The organism is Pseudoalteromonas sp. MIP2626 (genome assembly GCF_013414205.1).
Classification (GTDB): domain Bacteria; phylum Pseudomonadota; class Gammaproteobacteria; order Enterobacterales; family Alteromonadaceae; genus Pseudoalteromonas; species Pseudoalteromonas nigrifaciens.
This window is the reverse complement of the sequence record NZ_JAATTW010000020.1, coordinates 19,258-33,875: the sequence shown is the minus strand read 5'-3', so window position 1 is coordinate 33,875 and position 14,618 is coordinate 19,258. Positions and strand designations below refer to the sequence as shown.

Genomic DNA, 14,618 nt, shown 5'->3' with positions numbered 1-14,618 from the left:
TATTGATTTAATTATTTTTAAAAGAGATTTCAATGGCATTTAAACATATATCAATAGCACAAACTCTTGAATTATTAGATAAAGAAGACGTAGTAATTGCAGACATCCGCGATCCAAATTCATATCAAGCGGGGCATATTCCAGGTTCTGAAGCGCTTTCGAACGCTAACATTGCACACTTTATGATGGAAAAAGAGTTTGATCAGCCAATAATTATTGTTTGTTATCACGGTATGAGCTCGCAAGGCGCAGCAAGCTACTTAGTGGAGCAAGGTTTTGAAGATGTGTACAGTATGGATGGCGGTTTTACAGCATGGGAAGCGGCCTACAGCGAGAAAGTTGAACGATGATAGAGCTTGGCAGTTTAAATAATCCGCGTGCTGCACAAGGCTTTATAGACTATTTAAAAAGCCAAGACTTGCAAGGCGAGTTACGCTCAACAGATGGTAGCACAGTAATTATTAGCGTATTACCTGAGCACTTTCATCAAGTGCAACCGCTTTGGGCTGAGTTTACGCAAAATCCTAATCATGCCCGCTACCAGCAAGCATCTTGGGAAGTTGGAAGCACGCAATCACCGCTTAAGTATCAAGGGCAATCGCTGAATTTAGTGGCGCGATTTAAAGCGCTTAGCTGGCTTAATCAAACGGTTAGCATTTTAAGTATTGTTATTTATATTGCATTTTTATTGGGTGGATTTGAAACAATATATACCACGTTGCAGTTTAATCCTGCCGAGCCATTAACGTGGATTACCCCTGCTATAGTGCACTTTAGCGCCATGCATATTGTATTTAACTTAGTTTGGTGGGTGTCGCTTGGCGATAATATCGAAAAACAATGTGGCAAGCTCAGCTTAATCGGGCTGTTTGTGGTAAGCGCCTTAATCAGCAATTGGGCACAATATTTAATGGTTGGCCCTAACTTTGGTGGCCTAAGTGGCGTGGTATACGCGCTACTTGGCTTTTGCTGGATCCACAGCGCCTTAAACCCTAAACAACCTGCATTAGTAAGCACTGCAATTATTGGTTTTATGCTAATTTGGTTGGTACTCGGTTTTGCGGATGTGTTGTTTATAGGGATGGCTAATTGGGCGCATTTAGGCGGGTTAATTAGCGGTATGGCTTACGCCGTTACCACGTCTATATTAAAAACTAAAAGCCACAATTAATGATATAAATACTTGGTGAACAAGACTTCACGGATGATCTCTTGTCCCGTTTCTTCTTTTAATAAGCTTTTAAGTTTTGCTGCACTTTTTACTCTTATTTCTTCACGCCCACTGAGCGATTTTATTTTATCTTCAGGTTCTTTAGATAAAATTTCAACTAAGGCGTCGCGCAGCAATGGCGTATGGTGCTCTACGGTTGCAATATCTGATGCGTTATTAAGCATTAAATCGATAGTAATGCGCACATAGCCCATTTTTTTACTCGATGCGCCAATATAGTTGGTAATAATGTCTGGCTCAAAACCAAAGTAACCCACAGTCGAATCTGCTCGTGCGGTTAAGCTTACTAAACTTGCGATAAGTACAAAAAGGCCGGCGAATACTGTTTTTTTCATGTTAAATGCTGTTTTTTATAAACGTGTTGTAAATAGTCTATACCTTATAGTGCCTAATATACAGCGCAGAGCAACTATTAGTGGCAGTAAATCATACTTTTTCAAATGCTTTGGCAATGTTATTATTCAACTGATTTTTATTAAGTAGAGCAATTGTGATTACTTTCCCTGTTTCATTATCTGCCGATTGGCAATGTGCCTCACTGTTTAGTGATTTATCGAGTGCAGAGCAAGAGTGGTTATTTGAACCGCATTCATTAACAGCCAAATTAAAAAGTCGCTCACAGTGTTTTAGTGTAAAAGTACTTAGTGAGCAAGAGTTTGAGCTTAGTGCAGAGCAACAACAATTATTAGGCTGTACGCAAACTACTGCGCTTAACCGTGAGGTACTTTTACTTTGCGACAATAAACCGGTTGTATATGCGCAAAGCTGGTTGCCAGCAAGTGTTAACGCCGCAAATAATAAATTACATAATATGGGGGAGCGACCATTAGGCGATGTGATTTTTCAAGATCCACAATTAACCCGCACAGATATAGAAATTGCGCGCTTTAATACCCAGCATTCATTACAACAGCTTGTTGCACAATTAAAGTTACCATCGCAAAGTTTACTTGGCCGTCGCAGTCTATTTTCGCTTAAAGACTATAAATTTTTAGTGTGTGAAGTGTTTTTACCAGGAGCGTATTTGTACTCATGAAATTAGCGCGTTTAACCCCAAGCCATATTCCTTATTATATTGCGCTCATGCGTATAGATAAACCAATAGGTACTTTACTATTACTTTGGCCAACATATTGGGCGCTGTGGTTAGCAAATGCAGGAATGCCAAGTTTAACTAACTTTATAGTATTTACGCTGGGTGTTGTGATAATGCGCAGCGCCGGATGCGTTATTAATGATTTTGCCGACAGAAAAATAGATGGTTCGGTTAAACGTACAATGCAGCGGCCATTAGTTTCAGGACAGGTTAGTAGTGGTGAAGCGATTAGTTTGTTTATATTATTAATAACAGTCGCATTTTTACTGGTGTTAATGCTTAGTGTAAATACAATATTACTCTCTTTTGGTGCACTTGCTTTAGCGTTTTGTTACCCGTTTATGAAGCGTTATACACAATTACCGCAAGTGGTGTTAGGCGCAGCATTTGGTTGGGCTATTCCAATGGCTTTTATGGCGTCAACTAATGCACTTCCTATACAGGCTTGGCTGTTATTTATTGCTAATATTTGCTGGACGGTAGCCTACGACACTATGTATGCCATGGTCGACAGAGATGATGACTTAAAAATAGGGGTTAAATCTACCGCTATTTTATTTGGTAAATACGATCGTCACATTATAGGGTTACTTAATTTAGCCTTTATAGCGTTAATGCTCGCTATAGGAGCACTTAATAATATTGGGCTGAGTTATTGGCTTGGTCTTAGTGTTGCTATTGTATTGTTAGTTTACCAACAAGTGCTTATTCAACAACGCGCACGCACCGATTGTTTTAAGGCGTTTTTAAACAATCATTATGTAGGATTAGCCTTTTTTATCGGCTTATTGTTTTCCTACCCTGTCGCATTTTAATAACAGGGTAGAGTATTGTTAGCGGGGTGGATCAATAATGCCACTGATTGACGTGTTTTTTCTGAACCAACCAGCAATCGAGTAGCGTTCATCAACCGCAGGTAGCACTTCATGAACAAAGCGTTCGCTTTCAAATAATACTAAGGTGCCAGCTGTTGGCCTAATAGTAATTTCAATGTCTTTACTTTTAGGTTTATAAATAACTAACTCGCCGCCTTGCTGTGGCGTGTTTAAGTATAAAACGGTGGTAAAAACACGGTTAGAACGACCTTTAAAAGCATCAACATGCTTTTTATAAAAATCACCTAAAGTATATTTTGCGTAGTGGCATTCATAATCAAATAACCCCATAAAAAAACACCGGTTAAGTGTTGTTCTAATGCCTTCCATTGCCGTTTGATAATTTTTTTGGGCTTGCGAACTGCCATCAAACCAGTATGTTTTGTCTTTGCGAATAGTGCTATCAATTTGCTGATTATTTAAGCGGCCAATTCCAGCTAAGCTAAAGTGCGGGTTTATCCGGTAACAATCGGCCATTAAATCAGACATTAAGCCTTCATCAATGGCGTTTTCAACAATAGCGTAACCATAAGCTTCAATATGATCTAAATATATTTCTGAGGTAATAAAGTTGCCCATTGATACTAATTATTAAAATAAAGAGCAGCTAGTCTAGTGCAAAGCAACTTAATAGCCATCATTTATATGTTTAAAGGCACTTATTTTATTTATTAATTTACCGTCATAGCCATTTTTTTTATCAGTGATAACAGGTGCTCTATATGCTCACCCACTTCAATTTTTTGACTCGTTTGTACTATAAGTTGCTCACGGCTTAGGTCTTTATTGGTTTTTAACTGAATAAGATTACTATTTTCAGCAATAGCATTGGTGTGCTCAATGCCTGCTATTGCAAAATGATCTGACTTTTCAAGACCTGCCATTACTTGCTCTATGCTGCCAACTTTAATGCTAGATGATTTGTTTAATCCATCAATGGCTTCATTAAGCATAAGTTGTACGGGTTTAGATTGTGAAAAACAACCAAACATAGGGTAGTGATCTAGCTCTTGTTTGCTAATGTCGGCTTTATGCGCAAGAGGGTGGTTTTTAGAAACAAATAAAATTAGCTGATCAGGTAAGTGAATATCACTACCAATGCTATTAATGGCTTGCGAATAAACACTAATATCTATTTCGCCCTGTTGCAGTTTACGCGAAAGTTCTTGTTTATCTTGGAGTTGCATTTCAATTTTAATATGCGGATATTGATTTAAAAATTGCCCACACGAAATAGGTACAACACTACTTGCTTTGTTGGTGTAGCCAATAATTAGCTTTTTTTCAATAGTGCCATTAATAGATTGAAAAATACGCTGCTTAGTTAATGCCAACTCACTAAGCGTATTTTTAGCATAATCAAGAAAAAGTTCACCAGCATCGGTAAGGTGTACCGAGCGAGTAGAGCGTTTAACTAACTCGTAGCCTATTTCTTCTTCAAGAGTTTGAATGCTACGTGTAAGCGCCGACGTGCTTATTTTAGTTTGTTCTGCGGCTTGTCTGAAGTGGCGTAACATGCCAAGTGCTATGAATTGTTCCAGTTGTTCAAATCTCACTTTATAGTCCCTTTTTATAAGTAAGTCGCATATACGCGAACATAGTAATATTACTTATTAATCTATTAAAATTAATAAGTAATATTTAAATGCGATTGTAAATTTATAATAAATTTCAATCAGCATATCCCTCTTTTAGTATTAATTAAAGAGTGAAATTGTTAAATAGTATTATCCTTTAGGTTAATAACTAATAGTTTGTTATGTGTTTTAAGCTTTTATTATGCAAGTAACCTATAAAGTAGCTTTGCCTTAAGGGTTAATAAACCACTGTGCAAAAATTATTATTTGAAACTATAAGCTTTTATTCAACAAAGTTACGACTAACCCGGTTGCTCAATGGTTTATTTTCAATGCTTTGCAGTTCTATTTCAATTGCATCGCAAGAAATATGAATTTCAAATAACGAGGTTAATAACGATAAACTTAAGCAAGTAAGACTAACGCCAAATAAAATAATTCCAGTAGTATTGAGCTCTATAAATAACGCAAACATGGAAAGTGTGCATAGTAAAAAAGATACAACTCCATATACCTGCATGGTTCTTATAAGTTTTATACGCTTTCTTAAATTGGTTATTTGCGCAACAACAACCGGGCGAATTGATTCACCTTCACGGGCGTTTAATCCTCTAATTAATTGCGCTATTACTAAAAATCGGTTTGTATAGGCAAGTAGTAACAATGAAATAGCCGGAAAAAGTAATCCTGGAGTTGTAAGTGTCATATTTATTCCTGCAAGCTGGCTAGTTTATGAATTAACACATTAATGAAAGGCATTGTAAACACAAATAAATGAGGTGAAAATTGCAAAATACTAATAGTGATAACTTAACCGCTGACCCTTTCACATGGATAACAATATATCGCGCTGAAAATAGTTTAGAAGCGAATATAATTAAAGGCTTAATCTTAAATGATGGCATAGAGTGTCAAATTAAAGGTGAAATGCTGCAAGGAGCTTTAGGAGAAATACCGTTTGATCAGGCTCAAGCCAGTGTGCAGGTTTATGCGATAAAAGAGCGCCATGCGCGACAAATATTGGTAAACTACCAGCAAGTAAAACAATCAGCTCCAGATTGGGTGTGTCCTAATTGTAATGAGCATAATGGATCAACATTTGAATTTTGTTGGTCATGCGAGACGTTAAAAAATGACAAAAGCAAATAACTTTCAGCGTATTAGAGAGCTAAACTACTTACAAAAAGCAGTGTTAGCCAGTGCCTTAATTGAACGTATGCTACCTAACTATGGCCTATTTAGTGAAGCAACAGGGTTTGGTGACGAAACCGTTTTACGCAGTGCTTTAAATGTTTGCTGGGAGAAAATACTGCTACCAAAAAGTAAGATTGATCTTGAAAAGCAAATCGAAAAAATAGAACCCAATGTGCCTGAGCTAGCTGACTTTGATATGTTTGGTACGTATCCGGCAATTGATGCCGCGACCGCATTATTAAGTCTTATGCATGGTTTAATGGCGCAAGATGAGCAAGAGCTCATAAATATAAGTAAAATATCGCAAGCAACGGTTGCCCGCTTTATTGAGTATCAAATGACTGTTGAAGGTGAAGTTGCCGATAACAAAGCAATACGCGAACACCCACTAATGCAATACGAAATGGATGTATTAGGTGAGCTAATTGATTTTGTAGAAGCTATGGGCCGTGTGACCTCTGATAATGTTAAAGAACTTAAAAAACATGTGCTTGCTGATGGGCAAACCAATATTGGTTTAACATTATAAAACGTAAATAATTTAGTTTAAAAAGCACCTAAATAGGTGGCAGGAGAAAAACAGTGCGAATTTTGGGCATTGAATCGTCATGCGATGAAACCGGTATTGCTATATACGATGACGAAAAAGGTTTATTGGCGCATCAATTATATAGCCAAGTAAAAGTACACGCAGACTATGGCGGTGTAGTGCCAGAGCTGGCATCACGGGATCATGTACGTAAAACGCTGCCCCTTATCGACGCTGCATTTGCACAAGCGGGTTGCGGACCTGAAGATTTAGATGGCGTTGCGTATACAGCAGGCCCAGGTTTAGTTGGCGCACTTTTAGTCGGTACCTCAATTGGTCGCTCTCTTGCTTATGGTTGGGATATTCCTGCTGTAGCAGTGCATCATATGGAAGGGCATTTATTGGCGCCCATGCTTGAGGAAAATGTTCCTGAGTTTCCGTTTATTGCTTTGCTAGTATCGGGCGGACACACCATGATGGTTAAAGTAGCCGGTATTGGCCAGTATGAAGTGCTGGGTGAGTCGGTTGATGATGCAGCAGGCGAAGCATTTGATAAAACAGCAAAATTACTAGGACTTGATTACCCCGGTGGCCCACGTTTAGCTAAAATGGCAGAGCAGGGGGTGGCTAAGCGATTTATATTTCCACGTCCGATGACAGACAAGCCTGGTCTAGATTTTAGTTTTAGCGGTTTAAAAACAGCAGCGTCTATCACTATTCGTGAAAACAATGATGACGAGCAAACTAAAGCCGATATAGCACATGCATTTCAAACCGCGGTTATCGATACCTTGGTAATAAAATGCAAACGTGCACTTAAGCAAACCGGTATTAAACGACTAGTAATTGCTGGCGGCGTAAGTGCTAATACGCAGTTACGTTTGCAGTTGGAGCGTGTAATGCAAGGCATGAAAGGGCAAGTGTATTATCCGCGTACCGAATTTTGTACCGACAATGGCGCTATGATTGCGTACGCAGGGATGCAAAGGTTAAAAGCAGGGCAATTTGCTACCCTTGATATGAAAACTAAACCGCGCTGGCCAATTGACAGCCTAGAAGCTATTTAATAGCAGTTAAATATCGCTTTTTTCATCAGTGGGTGCTTTTTTAGCGCCCACTTTTGGCTCGTTACCATTAAATAATCGTGCGATATTAGAGCGATGCCTAAAAATAATTAGTACCGTAATAAAGGTAACGGGGAGCGTATAAAGTGGCTTTATTAACCAAGTGTATAAAGGTGCAAGCGAAACCGCAACTAAGGCAGCAAGAGAAGAATAGCGTGTTATTGCTACCATAATAAACCAAGTACAAATTAATAAACCCGCCAAAGATAACCCTATAGGTAATAAAGAACCAAAAGCAGTTGCTACCGCTTTGCCCCCTTTAAAACCAAAAAATAATGGGAACATGTGCCCCAAACAGGCGGCCACAGCGACTAAACCAAGCGCAAGCGGCTCAAGATCTAAAAAGTAGGCCCCCCAAACGGGAATAGTGCCTTTTAAAACATCAAATATCAGTACTAAACAAGCGGGTAGTGCGCCCCCCAGCCGGTAAACATTAGTTGCCCCTGGATTATTAGAGCCATTACTACGCGGATCGGGGAGTTTAAATAACCGCGAGACGAGTATGGCCGACGAAATCGACCCAAGTAAATAGGCTAAAATAAACATTAAAGTGGCTAACACGTGCTTCCTTATTTTTTAATTGTACTTTTTCGGCTATTATTGACGTCAAAATTTATAAACTGCTTTAATTACTAACTAGTATAGCTACCTTGTTATTGTAGAAGTAATTTATATGTATTTAAACACTGATTAAAGTATATACAGTATTAATTTAATTGATACATTATGCAGTTAACTCAGTGGCTTGTTACTGTCATTAGGAGCATTAATGGACAAGGTATTTATATCGCAATTACACGTCGACACTATTATTGGAGTGTACGACTTTGAAAAAGAAAGTAAACAAAGCCTTTACTTTGACGTTGAAATGTTAAGTGATATTAAACCTGCAGCTGCAAACGATGATATTAACTTAGCACTCGATTATGCAAAAGTAAGTGAGCGGATCATTGAGCACAGTACGGCAAAACCGGTAGAGCTGCTCGAAACCTTAGTTGAGCAATTAGCGCATATAATTTTGACTGAGTTTAATACCCCACAAGTTACTATTCGAGTAAGTAAACCTGCAGCCGTTGCTCAGGCGCAAACTGTGGGTGTTGAAATTACGCGTACTAAGGCAAGCATTTAAATGGCGCAAATTTATATCAGTTTAGGGTCAAATATTAATAAGGCGCATTATATGCGCTGTGCGCTTATAGCGCTCAAGCCGCACTTTAACGACTTAGTGCATTCCTCAGTATTTGAAAGCGAAGCGGTTGGATTTGCTGGTAATAACTTTTATAACTCGGTGGTTGGTGCTACAACCGATATGCCATTAGCAGATGTATGTAGCTTACTAAAGCAAATTGAGCGCAATAATGGCCGTACTGCAAACGATAAAAAGTTTAGCCCGCGGACTCTCGATTTAGATTTACTATTTTATGATGATGTAATTTGCGACTCTCCCGCACAATTACCACGTGACGAAATTACAAAAAACGCCTTTGTATTACAGCCCCTAGCTGAAGTGGCCCCGCATTTTTATCACCCTGTTGCACAGCAAACCATTGCCGATCTTTGGCGCGAGTACAACAACCCTCAACAAAAACTATGGAAGGTGGAGTTTTCTAACCCATGAGTATTATTGAAATTATTGTTTTAGCTCTTATTCAGGGGTTTACTGAATTTTTGCCTATTTCTAGCTCTGCGCACTTAATTTTACCATCGCAAATATTAGGCTGGGAAGATCAAGGGTTAGCATTTGATGTTGCAGTACATGTAGGTACTTTAATTGCAGTAGTGATTTATTTTCGTAAAGAAGTAAGCAGCATACTTAGTGCGTGGTTTAAGTCGTTTGGTGCGCAAGGTAGCACAGATGACAGTAAATTAGGCTGGTGGATAATTTTAGGCACAATTCCGGCTGCTATTTTAGGTTTGCTTTTAAAAGACATGATTGAGCTTTATTTGCGTAGCGCATGGGTGATCGCGGTTACCACCATTATATTTGGTTTATTGCTTTGGTATGCGGATGCAAAAGGTAAGCAAATTAAAACGATTTATCAGCTAAATTGGAAAACCGCGCTTATTATAGGCCTAGCACAAGCCGTTGCGATGATCCCAGGTACGTCACGTTCTGGTATTACTATGACCGCGGGTTTAATGCTTGGCATGAATAAACAAAGCGCTGCACGCTTTTCGTTTTTACTGGCAATACCTATCATTTCTATGATGGGACTTTACTATACCGTTGAGCTTGCACTAGGGGATCATCTAGTTGACTGGAGCACCTTATTATTAGGTGTTGTGTTGTCATTTTTATCGGCTTATGTCTGTATTTATATGTTTTTAAAAGTAATAGAACGCATGGGAATGTTGCCATTTGTTATCTACCGATTATTGCTAGGGGTCGGGTTAATTGTATTTTTAACGCTGTAATTAATATTTTTTACTCGTTTAGTTTAAGCGTTTAAAAGCCTTCCTAGTGTGGAAGGCTTTTTTGTCAGTGATACTTTTAACGTTAGTGGCTTAATTATTAAGTTACTTAGGCGTTTTTGGCAACAGTGAAATGCGCATGCGCAATGGTAACGAAGCACGAATTTTGGCATTATAGCGCCATTAAACTTTGCTGTTGTGCAAAGTAAGCACACGATTAAAGGAAAGTAGATGCATATTCATATTTTAGGTATTTGTGGCACCTTTATGGGTGGAATAGCTGCGATTGCTAAATCGCTTGGCCATAAAGTAACTGGGTCTGATCAAAACGTTTATCCACCTATGAGCACGCAGCTTGAAGATCTCGGAATTGAGCTAACCCAAGGCTACGAGGTAACCCAATTAGAGGCAGCGCCAGACATGGTGGTTATTGGCAATGCTATGAGCCGAGGCAATCCATGTGTTGAATATGTACTTGATAAAGGTCTGCCTTATACATCTGGGCCTGAATGGCTAAAACATAACTTATTACAAAATTCATGGGTACTTGCTGTTGCTGGTACACATGGTAAAACCACCACAGCGAGTATGCTTGCATGGATTTTAGAGTATGCGGGTTTAAAACCGGGCTTTTTAATTGGCGGCATAGTACAAAATTTTGGCGTGTCGGCCAAAGTAGGCGAAACCCCCTTTTTTGTTATTGAAGCAGACGAATACGACACGGCATTTTTTGATAAGCGCAGTAAGTTTGTGCATTATTTACCGCGAACACTTATTTTAAATAATCTTGAGTTTGATCATGCCGATATTTTTGAGGATTTAAACGCGATTAAAAAACAATTTCATCATTTAATACGTACAGTACCACAAAGTGGCAAAGTTATTTGGCCAAAGGATGATCAAGCACTTAGTGATGTAATAACTCAAGGACTATGGAGCGAAAGTGAAACCTTGGGTATTGATTGGAATTATGAACTAATAAAAGCCGATGGCAGTGAGTTTAAAGTGTTTTTAAATAATGAAAAACAAGGCACCGTTAATTGGCAGGCAATGGGTGAGCACAACGTTAAAAATGCTATTATGGCAATCGCAGCTGCGCGCCATGTGGGCATTGCCGTTGAGCATAGTATAGCGGCACTTGGCGAGTTTATTAGCCCTAAACGACGCATGGAGCTCAAAGCCGATATTAATAATATAAAAGTGTATGACGATTTTGCACATCATCCAACGGCTATTCAAACCACATTAGCAGGGCTGCGCGCTAAAGTAGGCAGTGATAAAATAATTGCTATTTTAGAGCCGCGATCAAACACCATGAAAATGGGCGTGCATCAACATACATTGCTTGCCTCGTTGAGTGATGCTGATGAGGTACTGCTTTTTGAGCCAGAAAACCTAAGCTGGTCGCTGAGCGAACAAGCGGCTACAGCCGGTATGCAGTGTTTTACCAGTACCCAGGTAATTATTGATACCGTACTTGATAATATAGCAGCTAATCAACATATTTTAATAATGAGCAATGGTAGTTTTAATGGCCTGCATCAGCAACTAGTCGATGCACTGGCTAATAAATACAGCGGAGAATAATTTGCAATTTAAAGACACAATTACCTTAGCATTTAGTGGCGCGTCGGGTGCGCCTTATGGCTTGAGATTATTAGAGGTATTAATAGAGCAGCAATTTCAGGTGTATGTGCTTATTTCAAGTGCAGCGCGAGTGGTATTTGATATTGAATCTGGTATTAAGCTCTCAGGTAATGAAACCAAAGCCAGTGAGCAATTAAGTGCGCTATATAACGCCAAGCCAGAACAGCTAAAAGTATATGGTAAAGACAACTGGTTTAGCCCGGTAGCCTCAGGATCAGCTGCCCCTAAAAAAATGATAGTGTGCCCTTGTAGCGCGGGCACGGTTTCGGCTATTGCTGTAGGTGCATCTGACAACTTACTAGAGCGCGCTGCTGATGTGGTAATTAAAGAGCGTGGCCATCTTATTTTAGTGCCACGCGAAACACCATTTAATCAAATTCATCTGGAAAACATGCTTAAGCTTTCACGCTTAGGGGTCACCATTATGCCCGCGTCGCCGGGTTTTTATCATCAGCCACAAAGTATTGCCGATTTAGTTGATTTTATGGTGGCGCGAATTTTAGATCATTTAAACATTGAACATAACCTAACAAAGCGTTGGGGTTATGGTGAGGGCAAGTCATGAGTAAGCAACAAATTGCTTTAAATATAGCAGGCCTTACTAAGGTTTATACTAATGGGGTTGAAGCTGTAAAGGGTATTGATTTACAAGTGCGTGAGGGCGATTTTTTTGCCTTACTTGGCCCTAATGGAGCGGGTAAGTCGACCACAATTGGTGTTATTTCATCACTGGTAAATAAAACTAAAGGTAAGGTAGAGGTGTTTGGTTGCGACATAGACACCGACCTAGAGGCTGCTAAAGCGCATTTAGGCTTAGTGCCGCAAGAGTTTAATTTTAGCCAATTTGAAACCCTAACCCAAATATTAGTAACTCAAGCGGGTTATTATGGTGTACCACGCGGCGAAGCACATAAACGCGCCGAAAAATATTTAACCCAATTGGGGTTACTAGATAAAAAAGATAAACAAGCGCGTACGCTTTCAGGTGGTATGAAACGCCGTTTAATGATTGCTCGCGCACTTATGCATGAGCCTAAATTACTGATTTTAGATGAGCCAACGGCTGGTGTTGATATAGAGCTGCGTCGTTCAATGTGGGATTTTTTACGCCAAATTAATGAGCAGGGCGTCACCATTATTTTAACCACTCATTACTTAGAAGAAGCAGAGTTATTGTGTAAAAACATAGCCATAATAGACAATGGCTTGATTGTTGAAAACACCACAATTAAAGCACTGTTATCTAAGCTTGATAAAGAAACCTTTATTTTAGATTTAAAAACACCGGCTAAGCCAGTTACGCTTGAGGGTTATAAATTTACTATGGACGACGAGCATACTATTGAAGTTGAAGTGGCTAAATCGCAAGGCTTAAACGCTGTATTTAGTGCGCTAACTGAGCAAGGTAATACCGTATTGAGTATGCGTAACAAAGCAAATAGATTAGAAGAGTTATTTGTTGGATTATTAGAACAAGGTCGAGGCAAGTAAATGTTTAAATATGGCGTAGCCTTAAAAAGTATTTGGATTAAAGAGTGTATTCGTTTTTTACGTATTTGGGTGCAAACCTTAGTACCTCCAGCAATTACCATGAGTTTATATTTTGTTATTTTTGGTAACTTAATAGGCTCACGTATTGGTGATATGGGCGGCTTTAGTTATATGGAGTTTATAGTACCTGGGCTGATAATGATGTCGGTTATTACTAACTCTTATTCTAATGTAGCCTCAAGTTTTTACTCGACTAAATTTCAAAAAAGTATTGAAGAGCTACTTGTAGCCCCAGTGCCAAACTATATTATTGTGCTTGGCTATATGGGCGGTGGTATGACGCGCGGAATAATGGTGGGCTTTATTGTTACCTGCGTATCGTTATTGTTTGTTGATATTCAAATTCATAATATTTTTATCATTATGGCTACCGTTATTTTAACCTCTGCAGTATTTGCACTCGGTGGCTTAATAAATGCTATATATGCAAATAGCTTTGACGATATTAGTATTATTCCTACCTTTATTTTAACGCCGCTAACTTATTTAGGTGGGGTGTTTTATTCAATTACCTTACTGCCAGAGTTTTGGCAAAACGTATCACAAGTAAATCCTATTATTTATATGGTTAACGCGTTTAGGTATGGGTTTTTAGGCGTGTCGGATGTTGATTTAAGCTTGGCACTTGGTGTTATTTTAGTATTTATTATCGCGTTATTTACCTTAGCGCTGACATTAATTAAAAAAGGTGTGGGGCTAAGACACTAATGACTGATGCAAATTCGCGTAGTATTGTATCTAATCAAGCGGGTATTCACGAAAAGCTGGATGACATAGTTAGCAAGCATTTAAACGCAGAGTTTAAAAAGCCAATAGCAGCGCATACACAAACAGCGTTTGATGAGGTGAATGCTAAAGTACAGGCGTTTAATGGCCCACTTATTTTAGATTCGTGTTGTGGTGTAGGAGAAAGTACCGCTAATTTAGCTAAGCGCCATCCCGATGCGCTGGTAATTGGTATTGATAAATCGTCGCACCGGTTAGATAAGCACGATGTAGAGTATAAACAAACCGACAGTGGGCAATATATTTTGGTGCAAGCAGATTTAAACGACTTTTGGCGTTTAGCCGTGGCTGCAAACTGGCAACCTAGTCACCATTATTTGCTTTACCCCAATCCGTGGCCTAAATCTAAACATATTCGTAGGCGTTGGCACGGCGCGGCTATTTTTCCGTTTATTGTAAAGTTAGGCGGTAAATTAGAGGTTCGCAGTAACTGGGATATTTACGTTAAAGAGTTTGCCAGAGCACTTGAACTAACCGGTAATGCTTGTCAGGTTTCTGCTTATGGGGCAGATGAAGCAATCACCCCATTTGAGCGGAAATACTGGGCCAGTGGCCAACAAAGCCACCGCTTAGTTATTAATTTAACTCAGGGTTGA

At 39.1% G+C, this 14,618-nt stretch carries 20 protein-coding genes; 15 read left to right on the top strand and 5 right to left on the bottom strand.

All coding sequences use genetic code 11. The annotated features are described in order from the left end of the window. Positions 1-32: 32 nt before the first annotated feature. Together glpE and glpG are read left to right on the top strand one after the other, a co-directional pair. Entirely contained in the window at positions 33-350 is a 318-nt protein-coding gene (gene glpE / locus HC000_RS10215; protein WP_011328971.1) for a thiosulfate sulfurtransferase GlpE, read from the top strand. Next, positions 347-1,171, top strand: a complete 825-nt coding sequence (glpG, locus tag HC000_RS10210; RefSeq protein WP_089368665.1) for a rhomboid family intramembrane serine protease GlpG — start codon at positions 347-349, stop codon at positions 1,169-1,171. Before glpE ends, glpG begins: the two co-directional genes overlap by 4 nt. On the opposite strand, the gene HC000_RS10205 is transcribed toward glpG, so the two are convergent. After that, the gene (locus tag HC000_RS10205; RefSeq protein ID WP_011328969.1) at positions 1,168-1,566 is read right to left on the bottom strand and encodes a flagellar basal body-associated protein FliL; all 399 of its coding nucleotides are present in this window, start codon (positions 1,564-1,566) and stop codon (positions 1,168-1,170) included. The two genes, glpG and HC000_RS10205, sit on opposite strands and share 4 nt — an antisense overlap. A 155-nt stretch (positions 1,567-1,721) precedes the next feature. Between HC000_RS10205 and HC000_RS10200 the strand changes: the two genes are divergently transcribed. Next, entirely contained in the window at positions 1,722-2,267 is a 546-nt protein-coding gene (locus tag HC000_RS10200; RefSeq protein WP_011328968.1) for a chorismate lyase, read from the top strand. Continuing rightward, positions 2,264-3,142 carry a 4-hydroxybenzoate octaprenyltransferase gene (gene ubiA, locus HC000_RS10195; protein WP_179807586.1) on the top strand — a complete coding sequence of 293 codons (879 nt, stop codon included), beginning with the start codon at positions 2,264-2,266 and terminating at the stop codon, positions 3,140-3,142. The genes HC000_RS10200 and ubiA overlap by 4 nt, the downstream gene beginning before the upstream one ends. Before the next feature lie 18 nt (positions 3,143-3,160). Here ubiA and HC000_RS10190 read toward each other — a convergent pair whose 3' ends face one another. From HC000_RS10190 to HC000_RS10180, 3 genes are all read right to left on the bottom strand, one after another. Beyond that, the gene (locus HC000_RS10190; protein WP_041454529.1) at positions 3,161-3,781 is read right to left on the bottom strand and encodes a 2OG-Fe(II) oxygenase; all 621 of its coding nucleotides are present in this window, start codon (positions 3,779-3,781) and stop codon (positions 3,161-3,163) included. Positions 3,782-3,873: 92 nt separating this feature from the next. Next, positions 3,874-4,758: a LysR family transcriptional regulator gene (locus HC000_RS10185; protein WP_041454528.1), complete on the bottom strand. Its 885-nt coding sequence runs from the start codon at positions 4,756-4,758 to the stop codon at positions 3,874-3,876. 304 nt (positions 4,759-5,062) lie between these two features. After that, a complete protein-coding gene (locus HC000_RS10180; protein WP_011328964.1) occupies positions 5,063-5,485 on the bottom strand; it encodes a DUF2721 domain-containing protein in 423 nt (140 codons plus the stop codon). Between the two features lie 80 nt (positions 5,486-5,565). Between HC000_RS10180 and HC000_RS10175 the strand changes: the two genes are divergently transcribed. Genes HC000_RS10175 through tsaD form a run of 3 tightly spaced genes read left to right on the top strand, consistent with a single transcriptional unit; the run spans position 5,566 to position 7,569 of the window. Next, the gene (locus tag HC000_RS10175) at positions 5,566-5,928 is read left to right on the top strand and encodes a DUF2007 domain-containing protein (RefSeq protein WP_011328963.1); all 363 of its coding nucleotides are present in this window, start codon (positions 5,566-5,568) and stop codon (positions 5,926-5,928) included. After that, a complete protein-coding gene (locus tag HC000_RS10170; RefSeq protein WP_011328962.1) occupies positions 5,912-6,502 on the top strand; it encodes a YjaG family protein in 591 nt (196 codons plus the stop codon). Before HC000_RS10175 ends, HC000_RS10170 begins: the two co-directional genes overlap by 17 nt. A 53-nt stretch (positions 6,503-6,555) precedes the next feature. Further along, a complete protein-coding gene (tsaD, locus tag HC000_RS10165) occupies positions 6,556-7,569 on the top strand; it encodes a tRNA (adenosine(37)-N6)-threonylcarbamoyltransferase complex transferase subunit TsaD (RefSeq protein WP_011328961.1) in 1,014 nt (337 codons plus the stop codon). Between the two features lie 6 nt (positions 7,570-7,575). Here tsaD and plsY read toward each other — a convergent pair whose 3' ends face one another. Further along, a complete protein-coding gene (plsY, locus tag HC000_RS10160; RefSeq protein ID WP_179807585.1) occupies positions 7,576-8,187 on the bottom strand; it encodes a glycerol-3-phosphate 1-O-acyltransferase PlsY in 612 nt (203 codons plus the stop codon). Between the two features lie 208 nt (positions 8,188-8,395). Here plsY and folB point away from each other — a divergent pair, with 208 nt between their 5' ends. From folB to HC000_RS10120, 8 genes are all read left to right on the top strand, one after another. Next, a complete protein-coding gene (gene folB / locus HC000_RS10155; RefSeq protein ID WP_011328959.1) occupies positions 8,396-8,755 on the top strand; it encodes a dihydroneopterin aldolase in 360 nt (119 codons plus the stop codon). Further along, positions 8,756-9,244 carry a 2-amino-4-hydroxy-6-hydroxymethyldihydropteridine diphosphokinase gene (gene folK, locus HC000_RS10150; RefSeq protein ID WP_041454526.1) on the top strand — a complete coding sequence of 163 codons (489 nt, stop codon included), beginning with the start codon at positions 8,756-8,758 and terminating at the stop codon, positions 9,242-9,244. After that, complete coding sequence (locus tag HC000_RS10145; protein WP_011328957.1) at positions 9,241-10,041, top strand: undecaprenyl-diphosphate phosphatase; 801 nt, start codon at positions 9,241-9,243, stop codon at positions 10,039-10,041. The genes folK and HC000_RS10145 overlap by 4 nt, the downstream gene beginning before the upstream one ends. A gap of 228 nt (positions 10,042-10,269) precedes the next feature. Then, positions 10,270-11,625: a UDP-N-acetylmuramate:L-alanyl-gamma-D-glutamyl-meso-diaminopimelate ligase gene (mpl, locus tag HC000_RS10140; RefSeq protein ID WP_179807584.1), complete on the top strand. Its 1,356-nt coding sequence runs from the start codon at positions 10,270-10,272 to the stop codon at positions 11,623-11,625. A gap of 1 nt (position 11,626) precedes the next feature. Beyond that, positions 11,627-12,250: a flavin prenyltransferase UbiX gene (locus HC000_RS10135; protein WP_041454762.1), complete on the top strand. Its 624-nt coding sequence runs from the start codon at positions 11,627-11,629 to the stop codon at positions 12,248-12,250. Then, positions 12,247-13,176: an ABC transporter ATP-binding protein gene (locus tag HC000_RS10130; protein WP_011328954.1), complete on the top strand. Its 930-nt coding sequence runs from the start codon at positions 12,247-12,249 to the stop codon at positions 13,174-13,176. Before HC000_RS10135 ends, HC000_RS10130 begins: the two co-directional genes overlap by 4 nt. Beyond that, positions 13,177-13,944, top strand: a complete 768-nt coding sequence (locus HC000_RS10125) for an ABC transporter permease (protein ID WP_011328953.1) — start codon at positions 13,177-13,179, stop codon at positions 13,942-13,944. It abuts the gene before it with no gap. Next, a complete protein-coding gene (locus tag HC000_RS10120) occupies positions 13,944-14,618 on the top strand; it encodes an SAM-dependent methyltransferase (RefSeq protein WP_011328952.1) in 675 nt (224 codons plus the stop codon). Before HC000_RS10125 ends, HC000_RS10120 begins: the two co-directional genes overlap by 1 nt.

What these genes read in the sequence shown, in the direction of transcription:
- HC000_RS10190 (WP_041454529.1), bottom strand. Translation starts at nt 3,781, where the DNA reads ATGGGCAACTTTATTACCTCAGAAATATATTTAGATCATATTGAAGCT.
- HC000_RS10205 (WP_011328969.1), bottom strand. Translation starts at nt 1,566, where the DNA reads ATGAAAAAAACAGTATTCGCCGGCCTTTTTGTACTTATCGCAAGTTTA.
- HC000_RS10145 (WP_011328957.1), top strand. Translation starts at nt 9,241, where the DNA reads ATGAGTATTATTGAAATTATTGTTTTAGCTCTTATTCAGGGGTTTACT.
- ubiA (WP_179807586.1), top strand. Translation starts at nt 2,264, where the DNA reads ATGAAATTAGCGCGTTTAACCCCAAGCCATATTCCTTATTATATTGCG.
- glpG (WP_089368665.1), top strand. Translation starts at nt 347, where the DNA reads ATGATAGAGCTTGGCAGTTTAAATAATCCGCGTGCTGCACAAGGCTTT.
- HC000_RS10180 (WP_011328964.1), bottom strand. Translation starts at nt 5,485, where the DNA reads ATGACACTTACAACTCCAGGATTACTTTTTCCGGCTATTTCATTGTTA.
- glpE (WP_011328971.1), top strand. Translation starts at nt 33, where the DNA reads ATGGCATTTAAACATATATCAATAGCACAAACTCTTGAATTATTAGAT.
- HC000_RS10170 (WP_011328962.1), top strand. Translation starts at nt 5,912, where the DNA reads ATGACAAAAGCAAATAACTTTCAGCGTATTAGAGAGCTAAACTACTTA.
- folK (WP_041454526.1), top strand. Translation starts at nt 8,756, where the DNA reads ATGGCGCAAATTTATATCAGTTTAGGGTCAAATATTAATAAGGCGCAT.
- HC000_RS10120 (WP_011328952.1), top strand. Translation starts at nt 13,944, where the DNA reads ATGACTGATGCAAATTCGCGTAGTATTGTATCTAATCAAGCGGGTATT.
- HC000_RS10130 (WP_011328954.1), top strand. Translation starts at nt 12,247, where the DNA reads ATGAGTAAGCAACAAATTGCTTTAAATATAGCAGGCCTTACTAAGGTT.
- mpl (WP_179807584.1), top strand. Translation starts at nt 10,270, where the DNA reads ATGCATATTCATATTTTAGGTATTTGTGGCACCTTTATGGGTGGAATA.
- HC000_RS10125 (WP_011328953.1), top strand. Translation starts at nt 13,177, where the DNA reads ATGTTTAAATATGGCGTAGCCTTAAAAAGTATTTGGATTAAAGAGTGT.
- folB (WP_011328959.1), top strand. Translation starts at nt 8,396, where the DNA reads ATGGACAAGGTATTTATATCGCAATTACACGTCGACACTATTATTGGA.